We start from the raw sequence: 19,771 nt of genomic DNA on the forward strand, positions 1-19,771 counted from the left end.
TTTGCGCCTTGCGTGTTGATGCCCCCGTTCTTTTAGTTGGGGGGGGGGAGGGGGGCGGGGTGCGGTGGGTCCTGGTGGTCGTGAGTGGCGATTCGGGTTAGAACACGAATCGCCACTCACGACCAACGGAGCCGCATGTTCACCGCAGCCTTCCTCGCCCTCTCGCTCGTCTTGATCCCGCCCACCGAGATCCGGCCCGACCAGATCGAGCACGTCGCCCTGCCCTGCGCCCAAGCGGGCTCGTCCGCCGACGACATCGACACCGCGGGAGCGCTCAACCAGCAGCTCGCCACCAAGATGCGCGGCTACATGAACCCCTACAACACCTCGTGCGCCAGAGCCGTCGTCGAAACCGTCCAGAGATCGGGCCTCAACGAACGCGCGGCGGCGATCGCGATCGCCACGGTGATCGTCGAGTCGAGCATCGCCAACCTCGACGGCGGCCTCGGTGACTCGGTCGGGCTCTTTCAGCAGCGCGCGAGCTGGGGGAGTTTCGAGCAGCGGACCGACCCGGAGTGGGCGACCGGCCGGTTCCTCGCCGTGATGCGGCAGTTCTTCCCGAACGGCTCCTGGAACGACGTCGCCATCGGGGACGTCGCCGCGGCGATCCAGCGGCCCGCGGCGAAGTACCGGCATCGCTACGGGGTCGAGGCCGACGACGCGGTCAAGATCGTCGGCGAGCTGTGGGCCCAGAACGGCAACTGGCCCCCGTCCTCGAAGGAGAACGGGGGCCGGTGAAGCCGTGAAGGAACTACTTGCGCCAGGCCGTGCGCTGCTTGCGCATGTCGAGCACCAGCCCGAACATCATCAGCAGCGACAGCCCGATCAGCCAAAGGTTCTCGGTCCAGCCGTGGTGGTTGCCGTACAGCATCACCAGCAGGATGATCGCGCTCAGCCAGCCCGCGATCCGCGTCGCCTTCGGGAAGGAACCGTGCCAGCCCCACTCGGCCGACGGCTCGTCGCGGGGGTCGACTGTGTCGACGCCCACCCGGCCGCGCTTTTCGACCGCTTTGCTCGCCACGATCAACTCCTCAAAACCCGATGGTTCGCTTGCCCGCGAATGATCCCACACCTGGCTGCACGTGCCCGACGGGCCCCAAGCGACAATGAGCCCCGATGACTACCTCGCGAAGTGTGCTCGTGCTCGGTTCGACCGGTTCGGTCGGCGCCCAGGCCCTCGACGTCGCGGCCCGTAACCCGGACCTGTTCCGGGTCGCCGGGATCGCCGCGGGCGGCTCCGACCCGGCCGCGCTGGCCGCGCAGGCCCTGGCGCACGAGGTCGACGCCGTCGCCGTCAGCAGGCCGACGGCGGTGGAAGACCTGCAGCTCGCGCTGTACGCCGAGGCGCAGAAGCGCGGCTACTCCAGCGGCGACTTCAAGCTTCCGCGCATCTTCGCCGGGGCCGACGCGGTCGTCGAGATGATCGACGCCACCCCGGTCGACGTCGTGCTCAACGCGCTTCCCGGCTCCCAGGGGCTCCCGCCGACCCTGCGCGCACTCGCCACCGGCGCCACACTCGCGCTGGCCAACAAGGAGTCGCTGATCGCGGGCGGGCCGCTCGTGCTGGCCGCGGCCAAGCCCGGTCAGCTGGTCCCGGTCGATTCCGAGCACTCCGCGATCGCGCAGGCCTTGCGCGCGGGCCGCGAATCCGAGGTCGCCAGGCTGGTGCTCACCGCCTCGGGCGGCCCGTTCCGCGGCCGCAAACGCGAGGAGCTGGCCGACGTCACCGTCGAGCAGGCGATGGCGCATCCGACCTGGTCGATGGGCCCGCTCATCACGATCAACTCGTCCACCCTGGTCAACAAGGGGCTGGAGCTGATCGAGGCGAAGCTCCTGTTCGACATCGAGACCGACCGCATCGACGTGGTCGTCCACCCGCAGTCGATCATTCACTCGATGGTGACTTTCGTGGACGGCTCGACGATCGCCCAGGCCAGCCCGCCCGACATGCGGCTGCCGATCGCGCTGGCCCTGCACTGGCCGGACCGCGTCCCCGGCGCCGCGGCCGCGTGCGTCTGGGACAAGCCGGCGAGCTGGACCTTCGAGCCGCTGGACAACGAGGCGTTCCCCGCCGTCGAGCTGGCGAGGCACGCCGGGACCGTCGGTGGCTGCGTTCCGGCGGTCTACAACGCCGCGAACGAGGAACTGGTGGCCGCCTTCCTGGCACAGAACACCGGCTTCACCTCGATTGTGGACACTATTGCCCAGGTGGTGGAAGCCGCCGACGAATGGCGTCGCGAGCCTCGCGACGTGGATGACGTACTGGCCGCCGAGCGCTGGGCTCGCGAGCGTGCCGGTTCGCTGATCGGTAAGGGGAAGTAGCGCGTGGTCTTCATTCTCGGGATCGTGCTGTTCGCGCTGGGCATCTGCCTGTCGGTCGCGCTGCACGAGGCCGGTCACATGTGGGCGGCCAAGGCCTTCGGCATGAAGGTCCGGCGCTACTTCATCGGCTTCGGGCCGACGGTCTTCTCCTTCCGCCGCGGCGAGACCGAGTACGGGTTGAAGTGGATCCCGCTCGGCGGGTTCTGCGACATCGCCGGCATGACCGCGCTCGACGAGGTCACCCCGGAGGAGTCGAAGCGCGCGATGTGGCGCTTCAAGACGTGGAAGCGCACCGTCGTCATGTCGGCGGGCTCGGCCATGCACTTCATCCTCGGTTTCGTCATCCTCTACCTGATGGCCGTCACCATGGGCCTGCCGAACCCGGATGCGGCGAAGGCGCCCACCGAGCCGGTGATCAGCGCCACCTCCTGCGCCCGGACGGCCACCACGCTGGAACAGCTCAACGACACCACCTGCCCGGCGGGTGCGCCGACCCCGGCCAAGACCGCCGGTATCCAGGCGGGCGACAGGATCCTGTCGGTGGCCGGCAAGCCGACGCCTGCCTGGACCGACATGCTCGCCGCCGTCCAGGTCGCCAGCGGCCCGACGCCGTTCGTCGTCGAGCGCAACGGACAGCGGCTCGACCTGACCGTCGACGTGCCGCGCGTACAGCGGCTGGTGGCCGACGGCGCCAACAAGACCACGGTCAAGGACGTCGGCATGATCGGCGCCTCACCGGTGCCGAAGACGCTGGTGGCGACCTACGGCCCGGTCGACGCGGTCGGGGCGACCTTCAGCTTCACCGGCACGATGTTCTCCGAGACCGCCAAGCGGCTGATCGAGTTCCCGTCGCGGATCCCCGCGGTGGTGGATTCCATCTTCGGCGGCGAACGCGATCCGAACACCCCGGTCAGCGTGGTCGGTGCCAGCCGGATCGGTGGCGAGGCCGCCGAGCGCGGGCTGTGGGAGGTCTTCGTCCTCCTGCTGGCGAGCCTGAACTTCTTCATCGGCGTGTTCAACCTGCTGCCGCTGCTCCCGCTCGACGGCGGGCACATCGCGGTCGTCTGGTACGAGCGGGTCCGGGACTGGTTCCGGAAACTGCGCGGGAAGTCGGCGGGTGGTCCGGTCGACTACACGAAGCTTTCCGCGGTCACGATGGTGCTCGTCTTCATCGGTGGCGCGGTGACTCTGCTCACCGTTACCGCCGACATCGTGAACCCGGTCAAGCTGTTCCAGTGACGCGGAGGGCCGATTACGGAGCGCACGGTTAAGACCGTTGGGCTGCCCAGGTAATGCTGCTCACCGTGACGGCTGACGTCGTGTATGTCCGCCGATCGGGGTAGGTACGCTTGAAGGCGTGACTGTCGCTCTTGGTATGCCAGCGCTTCCTCCTCCCGTCCTCTCCGAGCGTCGCAAGACCCGACAGCTGCAGGTCGGGTCGGTCGGCGTCGGCAGCGAGCACCCGATTTCGGTGCAGTCGATGACCACCACGCTCACCTCGGACGTCAACGCGACCCTGCAGCAGATCGCCGAGCTGACCGCTGCGGGCTGTGACATCGTGCGCGTCGCGTGCCCGTCGGCGGACGACGCCGAGGCGCTGTCCGCGATCGCGAAGAAGTCGCAGATCCCGGTGATCGCCGACATCCACTTCCAGCCGAAGTACGTCTTCGCCGCGATCGAGGCGGGCTGCGCGGCGGTCCGGGTGAACCCCGGCAACATCCGCAAGTTCGACGACCAGGTCAAGGAGATCGCGCGGGCCGCGAAGGACCACGGCACCCCGATCCGGATCGGCGTCAACGCGGGTTCGCTCGACAAGCGGATCATGGACAAGTACGGCAAGGCGACCCCGGAGGCGCTGGCCGAGTCGGCGCTGTGGGAGGCGTCGCTGTTCGCCGAGCACGACTTCCACGACGTCAAGATCTCCGTGAAGCACAACGACCCGGTGGTCATGGTGCGCGCGTACGAGATCCTCGCCGAGCAGTGCGACTACCCGCTGCACCTCGGTGTCACCGAGGCGGGCCCGGCGTTCCAGGGCACCATCAAGTCGGCCGTGGCCTTCGGCGCGCTGCTGCGCCAGGGCATCGGCGACACCATCCGCGTTTCGCTTTCGGCGCCGCCGGTGGAAGAGGTCAAGGTCGGGATCCAGATCCTGCAGTCGCTGAACCTCAAGGAGCGCAAGCTCGAGATCGTCTCCTGCCCCTCCTGCGGCCGCGCGCAGGTGGACGTCTACACGCTCGCCGAGCAGGTCACCGCCGGGCTCGAAGGCATGGAGATCCCGCTGCGCGTCGCGGTCATGGGCTGCGTCGTCAACGGTCCCGGCGAGGCGCGCGAGGCCGACCTCGGCGTCGCGTCCGGCAACGGCAAGGGCCAGATCTTCGTCAAGGGCGAGGTCATCAAGACCGTCCCCGAGCACGCGATCGTCGAGACGCTGATCGAAGAGGCCATGCGGATCGCCGAGGAGTCGGGCCAGACGATCGGCGAGGGAGAGCCCACCGTCACCGTCGGCTGAGTGGTCGAGACCAGTGCTGTGAACGGCCCGTTACTCGCAAATTTTGCAAGTAACGGGCCGTTCATGTCGCTTGTGGGCCCGACCTGCTGAGGTTCTCTCAGCGTGTCGTAAAGCTTGCGTTCCGTTTACGCCGCTCATCTGGCACCCTGGAGTGGTGTTGCGGCTTGCAGGTGCACGGCTGCTCGATGATCGGGACTATCCGGCGGTCCGTGCCGCGCTCGCCACAGACCCGGTCGGCAGCTGCATGGTGAGTGCCAGGGTGGAGACCGCGGGTCTCGACCCCTGGCGGCTCGGTGGTGAGCTCTGGGCCGCCGATTCCCGGCCGGTGCGCGCGGGCAGACTCCAGGGGCTGTGCTTCTCCGGGCCGAACCTGATCCCGTTGCGCGGCAACCCCTCCGCTCTGCGCTCCTTCGCCGATCGCGCCCTGCGCCGTCAGCGGAGCTGTTCGTCACTGGTCGGCCCGGCCGAGCAGGTACTCGGGTTGTGGGACGAACTCGAGTCCGAATGGGGTCCCGCCCGCGAAGTACGGCACGACCAGCCGTTGATGGCGCTCGACGGGGTCCCGTCCGTCGCCGCCGATCCGGCGGTCCGCGCGGTGCGCCCCGAGGAACTCGACAGATATCTCCCGGCCGCGATAGCCATGTTCATCGAAGAAGTCGGCGTCGATCCCCGCAACGGTGACGGCGGCGCCGGTTATCGCGCCCGCGTCGCGGAGCTGATCGCAGGCGGCAGGGCGTTCGCCCGGTTCGAGGACGGCGAGGTCGTCTTCAAGGCCGAGATCGGCGCGATGTCCTCCACCGTCGGCCAGATCCAGGGGGTCTGGGTGCATCCGGAACGTCGAGGCGGCGGCCTCGGCACAGCCGGGACGGCGTCCGTGGTGAACAGGCTCGTCCGCGGGATGGGCCGCACCGCGAGCCTGTACGTCAACGCCTACAACAGCCCGGCGCTCGCCGCCTATCGCAGGATCGGCTTCCAGCAGGTCGGACAGTACGCGACAGTTCTCTTTTAGAGGACACAGCCAGACCGGCGTTGCTTCCGGTCGGAAGCCGCCGGGACTGGCAGGATCCGGGGCATGCCAGCAGGTCGTCGTTTCGCCGTCGTCGTGCTCGCGGGGGTGGTGGGCCTTTCGGCCGCCGGGTGCGGACTCTTCACCGATTCCGGTCCCGAAGACGCGATCACGGGCTTCCTCGAAGGTCTTTCTTCCGGTGACGTCGGCGCCGCCGCGTTCTTCACCGATTCTCCGGACGCAGCGCGGACGTCTCTGGAAATGGCGCGAAAGGCGCTTTCCCCCGAGTCGATCAAGGTCGCGGCAGACGAGGTCCAGCACGCGTCCGGCGCGGACAACGGGACGGCGACCTATCAGCTCACCTGGAACCTCCCGCGCGGCCGGGTCTGGACGTACAAGGCCGACGCGCAGGTCTATTCCACCCAGGACGGCTGGAAGGTGCGCTGGCTGCCCACCGTGCTCCATCCGCAGCTGGCCGTGCAGCAGAGCATCACGCTGAAGTCCGAGCCGCCGGACCTCGCGCCGGTGCTGGACCGCGACGGAATGCCGTTGCTGCGCCCGCAGAACGTTGTCAGCGTGGTGCTCGACCCGGCGAAGGCGGGCGACCTGGTGGCGGTCTCCGACAAACTCGGCGCGGCGCTCAACCGGTTCGAAGCCTCCGTGACCGGTCAGTCGATCCGCGACGGGGTGAAGGCGCTCAAGCCCGGAGCCGGCTATCCGGTGGTGAGCCTGCGGGCGAGCAGCTACCAAGAGGTGAAACCCGAGATCTACGACCTGCCGGGCGTCCGGTTCAGCCAGCAGGACAGGCTGCTGCCCGACGACAAGAACTTCGGCAAACAGGTGCTCCCCGCCGTCCGTTCGCTCGTCGAGGACCAGGTGGAGGGTTCGGCGGGCTGGCGCGTCGTCACGCTCGACACGGGCGGCGGCGAGCTCATCGACCTGCACACCGAACACCCCAAACCGGCCCCCGCTGTCGTCAGCACGCTCAGCGTGAAGGCGCAGGGCTCGGCCGAGCGGGCGCTCACCCCGGTCCCGACGGCCTCCGCGCTGGTCGCGATCCAGCCGTCGACAGGCGAACTCCTGGCCGTGGCACAGAACGCCCCGGCAGACCCCCAGGGCGCGATCGCGCTCACCGGCCGGTTCCCGCCGGGCTCCACGATGAAGATCGCGACCGCCGTCGCGGCGCTGTCCGCGGGCTCGGTGCGGGCGGACAGCCCCGTCGACTGTCCCGGCACAGCCACCTTCGAGAACCGGACGGTGCCGAACGAGGGCAAGTTCGCCCTCGGCGTCGTCCCGCTGTCCACGGCGTTCGCCAAATCCTGCAACACGACGTTCGCGAAGCTCTCGACCGACCTGCCGCCCGCCGCGCTGACCGACGCCGCGCGCGACCTCGGCATCGGCGCCGACTTCGTGGTCCCCGGCCTGACCACGATCACCGGTTCGGTACCGCCGGCGAACACCGTCGCGCAACGGGCGGAGAACGGATTCGGCCAGGGGACAGTCGTGACGAGCCCGTTCGGGCTGGCTGTCGCCGCCGCGACGGTTCAGTCCGGGAAGGTCCCGGTGCCGACGCTGGTGCGGGGGATGGCCGCGACGTCGTCCGGGCTCGGGAAACCGATCCGTCCGGAGGTCCTCGACGCCCTCCGCGGGATGATGCGCCAGGTCGTCACCGACGGCACGGCGACCCTGCTCAAACCCCTGCCCGACGTCCGGGGCAAGACCGGGACGGCCCAGTTCGGCGACGGCACGCACGCGCACGGCTGGTTCGTCGGCTACACCGGAGACCTCGCCTTCGCGGTGCTGACCACCGACGCGGGGACTTCCAAACCGGCTGTCGAGGCCGCCCAGCGGTTCCTGGCGGGGCTGGGTTAGCCGCCAGGTCGTAGGCTGGACACATGTCCGTTCGCTCCCCCTTGAAGCCCGGCGTCCAGACGCCGAGGCGACTCGTCCCCGCCAGCATCGCCCGACCCGAGTACGTCGACCGGCCGTCGCCGAAACGCGACACGGGCAACGGGGTCCGCACGCCCGAGGTGATCGAGGCGATGCGGGTCGCGAGCCGGATCGCGGCGCAGGCGCTCGAAGAGGGCGGCAAGGCCGTCAAACCCGGCGCGACGACCGACGATATCGACAAGGTGATCCACGAGTTCCTGCTGGACAACCACGCGTACCCGTCCACCCTCGGCTACCGCGCGTTCCCGAAGTCGTGCTGCACCTCGCTCAACGAGGTGATCTGCCACGGCATCCCGGACTCGACGGTGATCGAGGACGGCGACATCTGCAACATCGACGTCACCGCGTTCATCGGCGGCGTCCACGGCGACACCAACGCGACGTTCCTGGCGGGTGACGTCTCCGAGGAGGCGCGCCTGCTGGTCGAGCGCACCCGCGAGGCGACCATGCGCGCCATCAAGGCCGTCCGCCCCGGCAGGCAGCTCAACGTCATCGGCCGCGTCATCGAGGCGTACGCGAAGCGGTTCGACTACGGCGTCGTGCGCGACTTCACCGGCCACGGTGTCGGCCCGGCGTTCCACACCGCGCCGACCGTCCTGCACTACGAGGAGCCGTCGGTCGAAACGGTCATCGAGCAGGGCATGACCTTCACGATCGAGCCGATGATCACCCTCGGCACCATCGACTACGACATCTGGGCCGACGACTGGACCGTCACCACCAAGGACAAGAAGTGGACCGCGCAGTTCGAGCACACCCTCGTGGTGACCGAGGACGGCGCGGAAATCCTCACAGTGCCCTAGGTCGCGCGCTGACGTGGACACGCCGAAGGGGCGCCGGTTCACACTCAACGTCACGGTGAGTGTGAAGGCGCCCCTTCATCGTGTCCACGTGGCCTCCGGCCCAAAGAGGGCGCGCGACGTGAAGTCTCCGTCGGGCGCAGGGCGCCCTTGGGGAGACCGCGTGTCGGTCAGCTCTCGTCGTGCTCCACGCGAGCCAGGAGCTCGTCCAGGAAACCGCACGCCTCGCTGGCGGCCCGGTCGGCGTCGCCGTCCGCGATGGCCTCGGCGAGCCCTTCGTGCCCTATCTCCGGCAGGTACTCGTGTCCCGGCGTCACGTTCGACGTCGTGGCCACGCTGGCCGTGATCACCTCGGTGAGCCCGCGGTACATTTCGGTCAGCAGGGTGTTATGTCCACTTTGGACGACCGCGAAGTGGAATTCCGCGTCCAGGCGGGCGAAATCCTCCCAGTGGCCCTCTCGCAGTTCGGCGTTGCGGCGTTCGAGCAGGGACCGCAGCTCGACCACTTCCTCCTCGGTCCGCGACGCGGCCGCGAGCCGGGCGCCTTCGACCTCGAGGATGCGCCGCACCTGCAGCACCTCACGCAGTTCCGAACCGCACAACCGCCGGATGGCGCCCGAGACTTCGCTCGTCGCCCGCACATAGGTGCCGTCGCCCTGGCGGACTTCCAGCAGTCCCGTGTGCGCGAGCGCGCGAACGGCCTCGCGGACGGTGTTGCGTCCGACACCGAGCTGTCCTGCCAGCTCCGGTTCGGTCGGAATCCGCTCCCCGATGGGCCATTCTCCCTGCGTGACGGCGTCACGCAGCTGCTCGATGACCTGATCGACCAGGCCGGCACGGCGCGTGGTGGCCAATGGCACAGCGTTGTCCCTTCATCCAATCATCCTATGTATGTGATACTAGCCGACGTGCGTGTCGACTCCCGAGAATCCGTTTCCCCGTTCGATGAAAGTCTTGAACTCGAAGGCTCGATCGAAACGGAGTGGCGGCCGGGGGTGATCACCGGTGGCCTTCTGCTCGGCCTCGCGGTGGTCCTGGTCGCCTTCAACCTGCGCCCGGCCATCACCAGTGTCGGCCCCATCCTCGGCGAGATGCGCGACGACCTCGGCGCCACGGCGACCTGGGCGGGCGTGCTCACCACGCTCCCCGGTCTCTGTTTCGCCGCCGCCGGACTCGCCGCGCCCGCGCTGGCACGCCGGTTCGGCATCGGCGCGGCCATCGCGGCCGCGCTGTCGGTGCTGGCCGTCGGCCTGGTGCTGCGCGTGATCGACGGACCGTACGTCGTGCTCGGGGGAACCCTGGTCGCCACGGCGGGAATCGCCTTGGCGAACGTACTGATCCCGGTCGTCATCAAGGACTCCTTCCCGGCGCGTGTTGGCATGATGACCGGCGTTTACACCGCCGCTCTGCAGGGCGGAGGCGCCCTGGGGTCCGCGCTCACCCCTCCCTTGGAGAACGCGTTCGGCGGCTGGCGCCAAGGTCTCGGCGCCTGGTCGGTGCTGGCTGTGCTCGCACTCCTCGTCTGGATTCTCGCAGCCCGCGGTGTGGGGCGTGCACCCGTCGCCGAGGCAGGCAAGCAGGGTAGCGGGCGATCGCTCCTGCGTAGCCCGCTTGCGTGGATGGTCACGCTTTTCTTCGGCACTCAGGCCTTTTTGGCCTACGTCGTGATGGGCTGGCTGCCGGAAGTGATGATCGACGCCGGGGTGAGCAAGGGCGATTCCGGTCTGCTGCTCGGGCTGATGTCGCTCATCGCGGTCCCGATCAGCCTCGTGGTGGCGCCGATGGCCGCGCGGCACGGCAGCCAGAGCCCGTGGATCCTCGGGCTGGGCGTCTTCGGCTTCACGGGCATGCTCGGCATGATGGTCGCCCCGTCCTTCTCGCCGCTGCTCTGGTGTGTCCTCATCGGGCTCGGGATGAGCGTCTTCTCGCTCGCGCTGACGGTGATCGCGCTGCGGGCGCGCACCGGCGAGGACACCGCGCGGCTGTCGGGGATGGCGCAAGGCATCGGCTATCTGATGGCGGCCGTCGGGCCGTTCCTCTTCGGGCTGCTTCACGACCTCACCGGCGCTTGGACCGTGCCCTGGATCATGATGCTCGTGGTCTTCGTCGCGCAGATGACCTTCGGCGCGCTGGCCGGCCGTCGTCGCTTCGTCTGAACGCGTTCAAAAAACTTCTTGACCCCGTCCGGGGCGGAGCCATAACCTGATCGAGTTGAACCTGTTCAAAAGCTCGGTCCTGGGGGTCGGCGTGGTGGAAGAACTGGCGTACGGGACGGCTCTGGCCTGCTTCGTCGCGGTGTGCGTCGGGGTGGCGTCGGAGCGGCCCGCGCCGGCGATCTCGCCGCTCGAGTTCTACCGCGCCGTCGACCGGGTGTGCGTGCAGGTGGGGGCGGAAAGCAGCGCGGCGATCGAGCGCTACTGGCCGGACCCGGAGGGGGACGCCGCGACGGAGCTGCGCAAGTGGCAGCACTACGTCGCGACGAAGGTGGACGACGCCAAGGACGTCCTCAAGGGGGCGACGGGGGTCCGCACGGTGCCCGGAGGGGCGGCATCGGCGCGTGAGGAGTTCTTGGCGGCGGTCCGCCGGTACGTCGAGGCGGGCGAGCGGTTCCATCGTGACGGGGCCCGCTCGGCCGTCTTGATGGGCGCTTCGGACATCGAGATGAACGCGGTGAGCGAGCTCGCGGTGCGGAACGGGGCCCGCGGCTGCGAACGCGTCGTCTGAGCGAGCGCGTTCAGGGGACTAAACGCGCTCGTTCGGGGGTCCGTCTCGGAAATGTCATGAAAGGGTCGTTCAAGACGTTTTCGTCCTGAACGACCCTTTCATGACATCTGGGCGGCGGGAGCTCAGTCCAGCGGAAGGTTCAGCAGCGCGTTCTCGATCAGTTCCGGCATCGCCGGGTGGATCCAGTACTGCCCACGCGCCATGCTCTTCGCGTCGAGACCGAAGCTCATCGCCTGGATCAGCGGCTGGATCACCGAGGACGCCTCCGGGCCGATGATGTGTGCGCCCAGCAGCTGCCCGGTGGCCGGGTCGGCGAGCAGTTTCGCGAAGCCGGTGTTGTCCTCCATCGCCCAGCCGTAGGCGATGCCGGCGTAGTCCTGGTGCGACGTCACGTACGCAACGCCGCGCTCACGGGCCTCGCGTTCGGTCAGCCCGACCGAAGCGACCTGCGGCGAGGTGAACACCGCGTGCGGGACGAACCGGTGGTCGGACTCGATCCGCTCGTCCGGGTGCAGCAGGTTGTGCTGCACGACGCGCTGCTCGTGGTTCGCGACGTGCTTCAGTTCGAAGACCGACGAGATGTCGCCGAGCGCGTAGATCCCGTCGACGACGGTCTGCTGGTACTCGTCGACCACGACGTGCCCGCGCTCGCCCGTGGTCACGCCGGTGGCGGCGACGTCGAGGATGTCGGAGTTCGGCGTGCGGCCGGTGGCGACCAGCAGCACGTCGGCCTCGACGGTCTCGGCACCCTTCGGGCCTTCGAGGTCCAGGGCGACGCCCGACGAGGTCTTGCGCGCGCGGACGGTCTTCCGGTCGAGCCGGACGTCGAACCGCTGCGCGGCCAGTTCGGTGAACCGGGCGCTGACGTCGTCGTCCTCGGAGCGCAGCAGCGCGCCGGACCGGTTGACCACCGTCACCTTCACCCCGAACGAGGTGAAGACGTGCGCGAACTCGGCCGCGATGTACCCGCCGCCGAGGATCACCATGCTGGCGGGCAGTTCGTCGAGCCGCATCACCGTGTCGGAGGTGTGGTACCCGGTTTCGGCGAGCCCCGGGACGTCCGGGATCACCGGGCGCCCGCCCGCGGCGAGCACGAACTTCTCGGCGGTGATCGTCTCGGCGGGGCGGCCGTCGGGGTAGCTGACCTGCAGCTCCTTGAGCCCGGTGAAGCGGCCTTCGCCCTCGTACACGGTGACGTTCTTGTTGTCCTCGTGCTTGACGCGGTACTCGCGCCCGCCCGCGGCGATCGGGTCGATCCGCCCGAAGACCCGGTCGCGCACGTCGCGCCAGCGGACCCCGGTCAGTTCCTCGTCCACGCCGAATTTCGGCGACGACGCGGGGGTGGCCGCGACGTTGGCGGCGTGCACGAACATCTTCGTCGGGATGCAGCCCACGTTCAGGCAGGTGCCGCCGAACGTGCCCTTCTCCACGATCGCCGTGTTCCAGTCCGCGAAACGCGGGTCGAGGATCGAGTTACCCGATCCGGTACCGACGATCACCAGGTCGTAGTGGGGCACGCTGTCTTCCTTTGCGGCGGGGAGCGGGGTGGTTCCGACTCTAGCCAACTTGTCACGACGTCCGGTTGTTCCCGGTCAGCGTCCGGTGGAGCTGAAGTGCATCCGGTCCTTCGGCGTCGTCCAGGTGCCGCCCCAGGTCCACCCGATCGCGGAGAAGGCGGCCGTGGCCGGATCCCCGGGGGTGATCATCCCCGGCCGCCGGTTTCCCCGATCGAGGTACGCCGACGCGAGTTCGGGCAGGACGAGGTCACCCTTGGTGTACGGGTTGCAGAAGGGGTTGACGTCGATCGCGAGCCCGTAGGCGTGCGCCGACCAGTTCGTCTGGCCGCGGGCCGGGCGGCAGACGAAGGCGTTGGTGTTGTTCCCGTCGCCCGTCGGGGGAGCGGTGAGTTCGGCGGGGGCGGTCACCCGCATTTCTTCGAGCGGGAACTTCGCGGCGAACAACCGGCTGAACACGGTCACGACGGGATTCGCCACGGAAGCGTTCACGAGCATTTCGCCGGTGTGCGCGCGGCCGTCGAAACCCCAGAACGACAGGGTGAGATAACGCAGTTCGCCGGCTTTGACCGGACAGCCCGCTTGCCAGGTGCTGCGCGCCAGCACGTCGGCGGGAACGGGATTCACCGTGCCCGCGAACCGGTTCCCGGCGGGCGGGGGAAGCAGGTCTGCGGTCGGCAGAGAGCGATCGGCCAGGACGGGAGGAGTCGGGAGGATCTGCCCGAAACCGTCAGGGCGCAAGGGAAGCGGCTTCGCGCCGACCTGCCAGGCCGGTGCGGGCGGCGGGGTCGAGGTACTCGGTATCGGTGCTGGTGAAGAGATTTTCGCGGAGCTGGTGGCAGCGGCCGATGTGGACAGCGCCGGTGTCGTTTCGGGCGGCGCCGGGCTGGAACACGAAAAAAGGAGAAAGGCCGTTGCCGCCAGAATCGTCGCCGTCGCCCGCACGAGGCCCAGCCTGACAGATGCGTTCGGTGAGCACAGGTCCACCCGTTTCAGTGACACCGCATCGGGCTCTCTCCGATTATGGTATTTGCGATCGCTTGTGTACGCGCTGGAGTCGAATGACTTCCCAGGGTCTGACCGTACGTACGCCCCGGTGAAGGGACCGAAAATGCCCAAAAAGTCACGTCGCACCCTGCTGCTCGCGGTCGGAGCGGTATTGGCGACGGCCGTGATGGTGCCGGTCGTGGTCAGCAGCGCGTCGGCGGACGACAGCGCGGTGAGCGGCCCGGACAAGGCCGCCGAGCCGAGGATCGTCGGCGGCGGCAAGGCTTCGGTCTCGCAGTATCCCTACGCGGTCTACCTGGCCGATCGCAGCGGAAACCAGTACTGCGGCGCGGTGATCGTCAGCTCCACGACGATCGCGACGGCGGCGCACTGCGCGGTCGCGGTCAAGAAGAGCGACGTCCGCGTGGTCGCGGGACGCGACGACAAGAGTTCGCGGGACGGGACGGAACTGCGCGTTTCGCGGGTCTGGGTCAGCCCCGACTACAGCGGCGACCCCGGCAAGGGCGACGACATCGCGGTGATGACGGTCAACGGCCAGCTGCCGTACCGCCCCGCGAAGGTCGCGGACAACGGCAACGCCGACATGTACAGCGAAGGCACGAAGGCGACGGTGCTCGGCTGGGGCCGTGTCGCCGACGGCGGCGCGCGGTCGGACTACCTGCGCAGCGCGGTCGTCCCGGTGGTCAGCGACAAGACCTGCCGCACCGCGTACTCGGGCTACGACCCGAGTGACATGGTGTGCGCCGGTTACCCCGAAGGCGGGGTCGACGCCTGCCAGGGCGATTCGGGCGGACCGCTGATGGTGGGCGACACGCTGATCGGGATCGTGTCCTTCGGCGAAGGCTGCGCCAAGGCGGGCAAACCGGGTGTGTACACCCGCGTCTCCCACTTCGCGAACGAGATCTCCCAGCAAAACGGCCGAGGGCTCATCGGCTGATCGATGCCTTCTTCACGTCCGATGTGCTAACAAGTGGGCGTGAGCACCGACACCCCGATCATCGAGACCACGTCGTTCCCGCTGTCCGTCGCCGGTGACGAGATCACCGCCGCGCAGCTGCACGGCATCCTCCGTCTGCGCGTGGACGTGTTCGTCGTCGAGCAGGACTGCGCCTATCACGAGATCGACGGGCGCGACCTGCTGCCCGGAACCCGGCATCTCTGGATCGGAGGTTCCGTCGCCGTCGACTCGTACCTGCGGGTGCTGCAGGACGCCGGCGGCACCTTCCGTGTCGGCAGGGTGTGCACATCCGTCCGCTCACGCGGCAAGGGACTGGCGGGACGGCTGATGGAGACCGCGCTCGCGGGGATCGGGGACGCGCCGTGCGTCCTCGACGCGCAGACGTACGCGAAGGACTTCTACGCCAAGTTCGGCTTCGTGGTCGAAGGCGACGAGTTCATGGAAGACGGGATCCCGCACATCACGATGTGGCGCCGGGAGGCGCCGCGGCCGTGATCACCCCGACCGCGCGGTCCACATCGGCCTCGGTGAGGTCGGCCCGCGCGGTCAGGCGCAGGCGGGAGATGCCGTCGGGCACGGACGGCGGCCGGAAGCAGCCGACCCGCACGCCCTGATCCGCGCACTCGGCAGCCCACGCGACGGCCGATTCGGGCGACGGCGCCTGGATCGAGATCACCGCGGCGTCCGGGAGGCTGACCCGGAATCCCGCCGCTTTCAGCTGCATCGCGAGGTTTCCGGCGGCTTCGGTCACCTTGGTGGCCAGTTCCGGCTCGGCCTTCAACGCGCTGAGCGCAGCCAGCGCGGCCGCGGCACTGGCGGGCGCGAGCGCGGTGTCGAAGATGAAACTGCGCGCGGTATCGACGAGATGTTTGATCACACGACGCGGACCGAGTACCGCTCCGCCTTGTGCCCCAAGGGATTTCGACAGCGTGATGGTGGTGACGACGTCGGGCGCTCCGGCGAGCCCCGCCGCGTGGACGGCACCGCGGCCGCCTTCGCCGAGGACACCGAAACCGTGAGCGTCGTCGACGAGCAGTGACGCGCCGTGCTCCCGGCAGACACCGGCGAGCTCCTCCAGCGGGGCGATGTCACCGTCGACGGAGAACACGGAATCGGTGACGACGAGCGCGCGCGGTTTGCGGCGGGTCGCCAGCGCGTGCTTGATGGCGCTCGGCGCTTTGTGCGCGACGGCGGCGATGTCCGATCGGGACAGCCGGCAGCCTTCGATCAGCGACGCGTGGATGTACTTGTCCGTGACGATCGCGGAATCCGCGCCGGACAGGGCCGTGACGGCGCCGAGGTTCGCGGTGAAGCCGGACGAGAAGACCAGCGCGGCCTGCGCGCCGCAGAAGCGGGCGAGTTCTTGCTCCAGCTCCGCGTGGATCTCTGTGGTGCCGGTGACGAGCCGGGAGCCTGTCGACCCGGCGCCCCAGCGCAACGCGGCCGCCGCGGCCGCACCGGCGACACGCTTGTCCCGGGCGAGCCCGAGGTAGTCGTTGCCTGCGAGGTCGAGCTCCGATTCCTGCGCCAGCCGGATGCGCAGTTTGCGCACCAGCCCGGCCTCGGCCCGCTTCTCCGCCTCCACGTCGAGCCAGTCGAAAACCTGCTCGGGCGGGAGGTTCTGGGGAGCGGGAGAAGTCACGTCCCGCAGTCTCCCACTCGCCGTTTCCCGATGGACGTGGTGGTCCCTACAGGACGCGGTGGTCTCCTGGCCGACGCAATGAAAGGCCCGTTACTCGCAAATTTTGCAAGTAACGGGCCTTCATGTCATGCGGTGGTGCCGGGCGAGCCGGCTCCGATCAGCTGTCGTAGCTGCGACGCGGGCGACCGGTGCCCGGCCGCTGCGGGCGGCCGCTGCCGCCACCGGACTCGCCACGACGCTGCGGGCGGCCGCGGAAGCCGCCGGGACGGCCGCCTTCGCGGTGACCGTGACCCTCGCGCGAACCCTGGTAGCCACCGCGGTCGCCGCCACCGTAGCCGCGGCCACCGCCACGACGCGGGGACTCACGACGACGCTCGACGACCGGCTCGCCACTGGGCTGCTGCGCACCGGTGATGCGACCGAGTTCGGCGTCGCCCGGGCGGACCGTGGTCTGCTCGGCGCGGACACCGGCGCGGTCGGTCATCCGGCGCACCATGCGGCGCTGGTCGTGGGTGACCAGCGTGACCACGACACCGGACGCCCCGGCGCGCGCGGTGCGGCCCGCGCGGTGCAGGTAGTCCTTGTGGTCGGCGGCCGGGTCGACGTGCAACACCAGCGAGATGTCGTCGACGTGGATACCGCGCGCGGCGACGTCCGTGGCGACGAGGACCGGGGCGTAGCCCTCCTTGAAGTCCGAGAGGACCCGGTTGCGCTGGCCCTGGGTCTTGCCGCCGTGCAGAGCGGCCGCGTGGACGCCCTTCTCGCGCAGGCGCTCGGTGAGGCGGTCCACGTGGTGCTTGGTGCGGACGAACATGATCGTGCGGCCCTCGCGGGCGCCGATCTCGGTGATGATGTCCTGCTTGTCCTGGTGCGACACCTGGAGCACGTGGTGATCCATGGTGGTGACGCTCGCGGTCGACGGGGCGACCGAGTGGGTGACCGGGTTGGTCAGGTACGCCCGGACCAGGCGGTCGACGTCACCGTCGAGGGTGGCGGAGAACAGCAGGCGCTGGCCGTCACGCGGGGTCAGGTCGAGGATCTCGCGAACCTGCGGCATGAAGCCCATGTCGGCCATCTGGTCGGCCTCGTCGAGTGCGACGAAGTTGATGTCGGACAGCGACGCGGTGCCCTGGCGGACGTGGTCCGACAGCCGGCCGGGGGTGGCGATCAGCAGGTCGACGCCGCGGGAAAGCGCGTCGGCCTGGCGGGTGAAGGCCATGCCGCCGACGGCGGTGCGGCACCACAGGCCGAGGGACTTGGCCAGCGGGGTCAGCGAGTCGGCGACCTGCATGGCCAGCTCACGGGTCGGGACGAGGATCAGCGCGCGGGGGTGCTTCGGACGGGCGCGGCCGCCGTTGAGCCGGGTCAGCATCGCGAGGCCGAAGGCCAGGGTCTTGCCGGAACCGGTCTGCGCGCGGCCGAGCACGTCGCGGCCGGCGAGCGCGTCGGGGATGGTCGCCGACTGGATCGGGAACGGGGTGGTGATTCCGCCGTCGGCCAGTGCCTTCAGCAGCGGCTCGGGAAGGCCGAGCTCCTCCCAGGTCGTCGCCTTGACCGTCTCGACGGCGTCATCGTGCAGCATCGCGTCACCCGCGGGGCGGGTGCGCGGCTTGCGGTGCTGACGCGCCGACGGTGAGGTGTGGCCGGAGTTGAACGTGACTGTCACAAATGCCTCTCGGACGTGGCACGTCGCAAGGAGGCCCGGGCTGCCCGCACGCAGGCAGGGCAAGATGGTGTGCACAGATGGGCGTTCACAGGGACGAACCCGGCACACCGCGTCTGCATGACACCGCGCGCCTATTGGTTGATACGGATACCGCGAGCCATTCGGTTGGCTTTGGAGGCGACGGACACCACTCATCCACGCCGCCGGTTGCGGTCTAGTACTACTGTACCGGACCGTTATCCGGCCTCCCAACTGGAGGGACCGATTGTGGGCAGGGTCTCCAGTCGGCGGCCGGCAAGAGCCACTGTGGACGGTCAGGCCGAAGGCTCCGGGTATCGGAGCCTTCGGCCCCCGGCTACCGAAGGCCGGCGATCTCCTGCAGCTCCTCAATCAGCTCGTCGGCCGCCGTCAGCCGTTCCGGCAGTCCCCGCGAGTGGAACCACGTGGCGATGTTCCGCACGTCCCGCGCGAGGAACTCGAGCCCGCCCGGATTGGCCACGATGTCGACCACCTGGGGCAGGTCGATCACCATGATCTGCCCGCGGTGGACGAGCAGGTTGTACGCCGAGAGGTCGCCGTGCGCGAGCCCCTGCGACGCCAGCAGTTCCAGCATCGCCGAGGTCTGGAACCACAGCTCCCGCAACTGTTCCGGCTCCGGCCGGACCTGCGCCAGCCGCGGCGCGGCGGTCTCGCCGTCGCCGAGGAACTCCAGCAGCAGCTCGGTGCCGTCACGCTGCACCGGGTACGGCACCGGGGCGCCGACGGCCCAGAGCCTGCTCAGCGCGCCGAATTCGGCCACCGCCCACTGCTCGGCGATGAGGTTGCGGCCGAAGCTGCTGCGCGACTCCATGGCCCGCATCTCCCGCGAACGCCGCATCCGCCTGCCTTCGAGGTAGCCGGCGTCGCGATGGAACAACCGGTGCTCGCCACTGCGGTACCGCTTGGCCGCCAGCACCCTGCCCTCGGTGCCGGGCAGATTGCGCCGGACGAGGTGGACGTCGGCCTCCTTGCCGGTTTTGAGGATGCCGAGCTCGGTGTCGACCGCCGCCAGTTCGGTGATCACCCAGTCGGGTCGAGGCTGAGGCCCCTGCTCCGCGTCTCCCCAGGTGCTCCAGCGGTCGGCGCCGTCGGGGATGGCGGTTTCGGTGTAGGCGTCTTCGCGCAGCCGGGCGAGCCGGACACGTTCGGCTTCGGTGAGCCGCCCGCCGCGGGTGGGTTCGGGTTCGTCGTCGAAACGGGCGCGACGAGTACGGCGAGGGCGTTGTTCGTGGGTTTCTTCGAGATCGTGCTTGCGCACTGGTGGGTTCTCCTAGTCAGGGGTGCCCCACCGGGCGAGCGTCGTGGCTCCGCGCTCAGCCGCGAGGGGCGAGTGGATGGGGGCGGACAACGCCCCGGACAGTCATCAGCACGAGGCACCTCCCTGTCGCATCCACCGGCTCCCTGCCGGTTCGCGCACGATCATCTCCGACGCCGTCGGACGCGCGCAACCGAATTGTTTTCGGGTGCGGGCCCCGGTCGGTCCGGTTGGTCGTGAGTGGCAAGTGGGGTTAGAACGACACTTGCCACTCACGACCAACCCGACCCACGCGTCACCGCCGCCCTGGTCGCCTGCTGTACGTGAAGGACCCCTTCATTGCGCTAGGCGCAATGAAGGAGTCCTTCACGTACCTGC

The 19,771-nt window shown here is 69.2% G+C and carries 19 protein-coding genes; 11 read left to right on the forward strand and 8 right to left on the reverse strand.

Going from position 1 to position 19,771, the window contains the following annotated elements; all coding sequences use genetic code 11:
- Nucleotides 1–135: 135 nt before the first annotated feature.
- Complete coding sequence (locus tag ACZ6YV_RS27510; protein ID WP_465512354.1) at nucleotides 136–738, forward strand: hypothetical protein; 603 nt, start codon at nucleotides 136–138, stop codon at nucleotides 736–738.
- 13 nt (nucleotides 739–751) lie between these two features.
- On the opposite strand, the gene ACZ6YV_RS27515 is transcribed toward ACZ6YV_RS27510, so the two are convergent.
- The gene (locus tag ACZ6YV_RS27515) at nucleotides 752–1,021 is read right to left on the reverse strand and encodes a DUF2631 domain-containing protein (RefSeq protein WP_378248013.1); all 270 of its coding nucleotides are present in this window, start codon (nucleotides 1,019–1,021) and stop codon (nucleotides 752–754) included.
- A gap of 95 nt (nucleotides 1,022–1,116) precedes the next feature.
- Between ACZ6YV_RS27515 and dxr the strand changes: the two genes are divergently transcribed.
- From dxr to map, 6 genes are all read left to right on the forward strand, one after another.
- A complete protein-coding gene (gene dxr, locus ACZ6YV_RS27520) occupies nucleotides 1,117–2,322 on the forward strand; it encodes a 1-deoxy-D-xylulose-5-phosphate reductoisomerase (RefSeq protein WP_465512355.1) in 1,206 nt (401 codons plus the stop codon).
- 3 nt (nucleotides 2,323–2,325) lie between these two features.
- Nucleotides 2,326–3,561, forward strand: coding sequence for a M50 family metallopeptidase (locus ACZ6YV_RS27525; protein WP_465512356.1), 1,236 nt, complete (start codon nucleotides 2,326–2,328; stop codon nucleotides 3,559–3,561).
- Between the two features lie 118 nt (nucleotides 3,562–3,679).
- Nucleotides 3,680–4,831: a flavodoxin-dependent (E)-4-hydroxy-3-methylbut-2-enyl-diphosphate synthase gene (gene ispG / locus ACZ6YV_RS27530; RefSeq protein WP_465512357.1), complete on the forward strand. Its 1,152-nt coding sequence runs from the start codon at nucleotides 3,680–3,682 to the stop codon at nucleotides 4,829–4,831.
- A 154-nt stretch (nucleotides 4,832–4,985) separates the two neighbouring features.
- On the forward strand, nucleotides 4,986–5,840 hold the full coding sequence (locus tag ACZ6YV_RS27535; protein WP_465512358.1) for a GNAT family N-acetyltransferase: 855 nt from the start codon (nucleotides 4,986–4,988) through the stop codon (nucleotides 5,838–5,840).
- Nucleotides 5,841–5,903: 63 nt separating this feature from the next.
- On the forward strand, nucleotides 5,904–7,709 hold the full coding sequence (locus ACZ6YV_RS27540) for a penicillin-binding transpeptidase domain-containing protein (RefSeq protein WP_465512359.1): 1,806 nt from the start codon (nucleotides 5,904–5,906) through the stop codon (nucleotides 7,707–7,709).
- A gap of 23 nt (nucleotides 7,710–7,732) precedes the next feature.
- A complete protein-coding gene (gene map, locus ACZ6YV_RS27545) occupies nucleotides 7,733–8,590 on the forward strand; it encodes a type I methionyl aminopeptidase (RefSeq protein ID WP_465512360.1) in 858 nt (285 codons plus the stop codon).
- A gap of 167 nt (nucleotides 8,591–8,757) precedes the next feature.
- Here the strand turns inward: map and ACZ6YV_RS27550 are convergent, their stop codons facing one another.
- Nucleotides 8,758–9,447, reverse strand: coding sequence for a FadR/GntR family transcriptional regulator (locus tag ACZ6YV_RS27550; protein WP_465512361.1), 690 nt, complete (start codon nucleotides 9,445–9,447; stop codon nucleotides 8,758–8,760).
- A 48-nt stretch (nucleotides 9,448–9,495) separates the two neighbouring features.
- On the opposite strand from ACZ6YV_RS27550, the gene ACZ6YV_RS27555 reads away from it, so the two are divergent.
- Both ACZ6YV_RS27555 and ACZ6YV_RS27560 read left to right on the forward strand, forming a co-directional pair.
- A complete protein-coding gene (locus ACZ6YV_RS27555) occupies nucleotides 9,496–10,743 on the forward strand; it encodes a CynX/NimT family MFS transporter (RefSeq protein WP_465512362.1) in 1,248 nt (415 codons plus the stop codon).
- Nucleotides 10,744–10,798: 55 nt separating this feature from the next.
- On the forward strand, nucleotides 10,799–11,311 hold the full coding sequence (locus ACZ6YV_RS27560; protein ID WP_465512363.1) for a hypothetical protein: 513 nt from the start codon (nucleotides 10,799–10,801) through the stop codon (nucleotides 11,309–11,311).
- A gap of 122 nt (nucleotides 11,312–11,433) precedes the next feature.
- Here ACZ6YV_RS27560 and ACZ6YV_RS27565 read toward each other — a convergent pair whose 3' ends face one another.
- From ACZ6YV_RS27565 to ACZ6YV_RS27575, 3 genes are all read right to left on the reverse strand, one after another.
- A complete protein-coding gene (locus tag ACZ6YV_RS27565; protein ID WP_465512364.1) occupies nucleotides 11,434–12,828 on the reverse strand; it encodes a mycothione reductase in 1,395 nt (464 codons plus the stop codon).
- A 75-nt stretch (nucleotides 12,829–12,903) separates the two neighbouring features.
- On the reverse strand, nucleotides 12,904–13,566 hold the full coding sequence (locus ACZ6YV_RS27570) for a M15 family metallopeptidase (protein ID WP_465512365.1): 663 nt from the start codon (nucleotides 13,564–13,566) through the stop codon (nucleotides 12,904–12,906).
- On the reverse strand, nucleotides 13,556–13,804 hold the full coding sequence (locus tag ACZ6YV_RS27575) for a hypothetical protein (RefSeq protein WP_465512366.1): 249 nt from the start codon (nucleotides 13,802–13,804) through the stop codon (nucleotides 13,556–13,558). The genes ACZ6YV_RS27570 and ACZ6YV_RS27575 overlap by 11 nt, the downstream gene beginning before the upstream one ends.
- A 132-nt stretch (nucleotides 13,805–13,936) precedes the next feature.
- On the opposite strand from ACZ6YV_RS27575, the gene ACZ6YV_RS27580 reads away from it, so the two are divergent.
- A complete protein-coding gene (locus tag ACZ6YV_RS27580; protein WP_465512367.1) occupies nucleotides 13,937–14,770 on the forward strand; it encodes a S1 family peptidase in 834 nt (277 codons plus the stop codon).
- Nucleotides 14,771–14,803: 33 nt separating this feature from the next.
- Entirely contained in the window at nucleotides 14,804–15,286 is a 483-nt protein-coding gene (locus tag ACZ6YV_RS27585; RefSeq protein ID WP_465512368.1) for a GNAT family N-acetyltransferase, read from the forward strand.
- Here the strand turns inward: ACZ6YV_RS27585 and ACZ6YV_RS27590 are convergent.
- The 3 genes from ACZ6YV_RS27590 to ACZ6YV_RS27600 all read right to left on the reverse strand — a co-directional run bounded on the left by ACZ6YV_RS27590 (nucleotide 15,252) and on the right by ACZ6YV_RS27600 (nucleotide 19,396).
- On the reverse strand, nucleotides 15,252–16,433 hold the full coding sequence (locus tag ACZ6YV_RS27590; protein ID WP_465512369.1) for an 8-amino-7-oxononanoate synthase: 1,182 nt from the start codon (nucleotides 16,431–16,433) through the stop codon (nucleotides 15,252–15,254). The two genes, ACZ6YV_RS27585 and ACZ6YV_RS27590, sit on opposite strands and share 35 nt — an antisense overlap.
- Nucleotides 16,434–16,590: 157 nt before the next feature.
- Nucleotides 16,591–18,099 (reverse strand): DEAD/DEAH box helicase, encoded by a 1,509-nt coding sequence (locus ACZ6YV_RS27595; protein ID WP_465512370.1) that lies wholly within the window; start codon nucleotides 18,097–18,099, stop codon nucleotides 16,591–16,593.
- A gap of 355 nt (nucleotides 18,100–18,454) precedes the next feature.
- Entirely contained in the window at nucleotides 18,455–19,396 is a 942-nt protein-coding gene (locus ACZ6YV_RS27600; RefSeq protein ID WP_465512371.1) for a serine protein kinase RIO, read from the reverse strand.
- Nucleotides 19,397–19,771 lie beyond the last annotated feature (375 nt).

Source organism: Amycolatopsis sp. NPDC102522, from assembly GCF_055584485.1.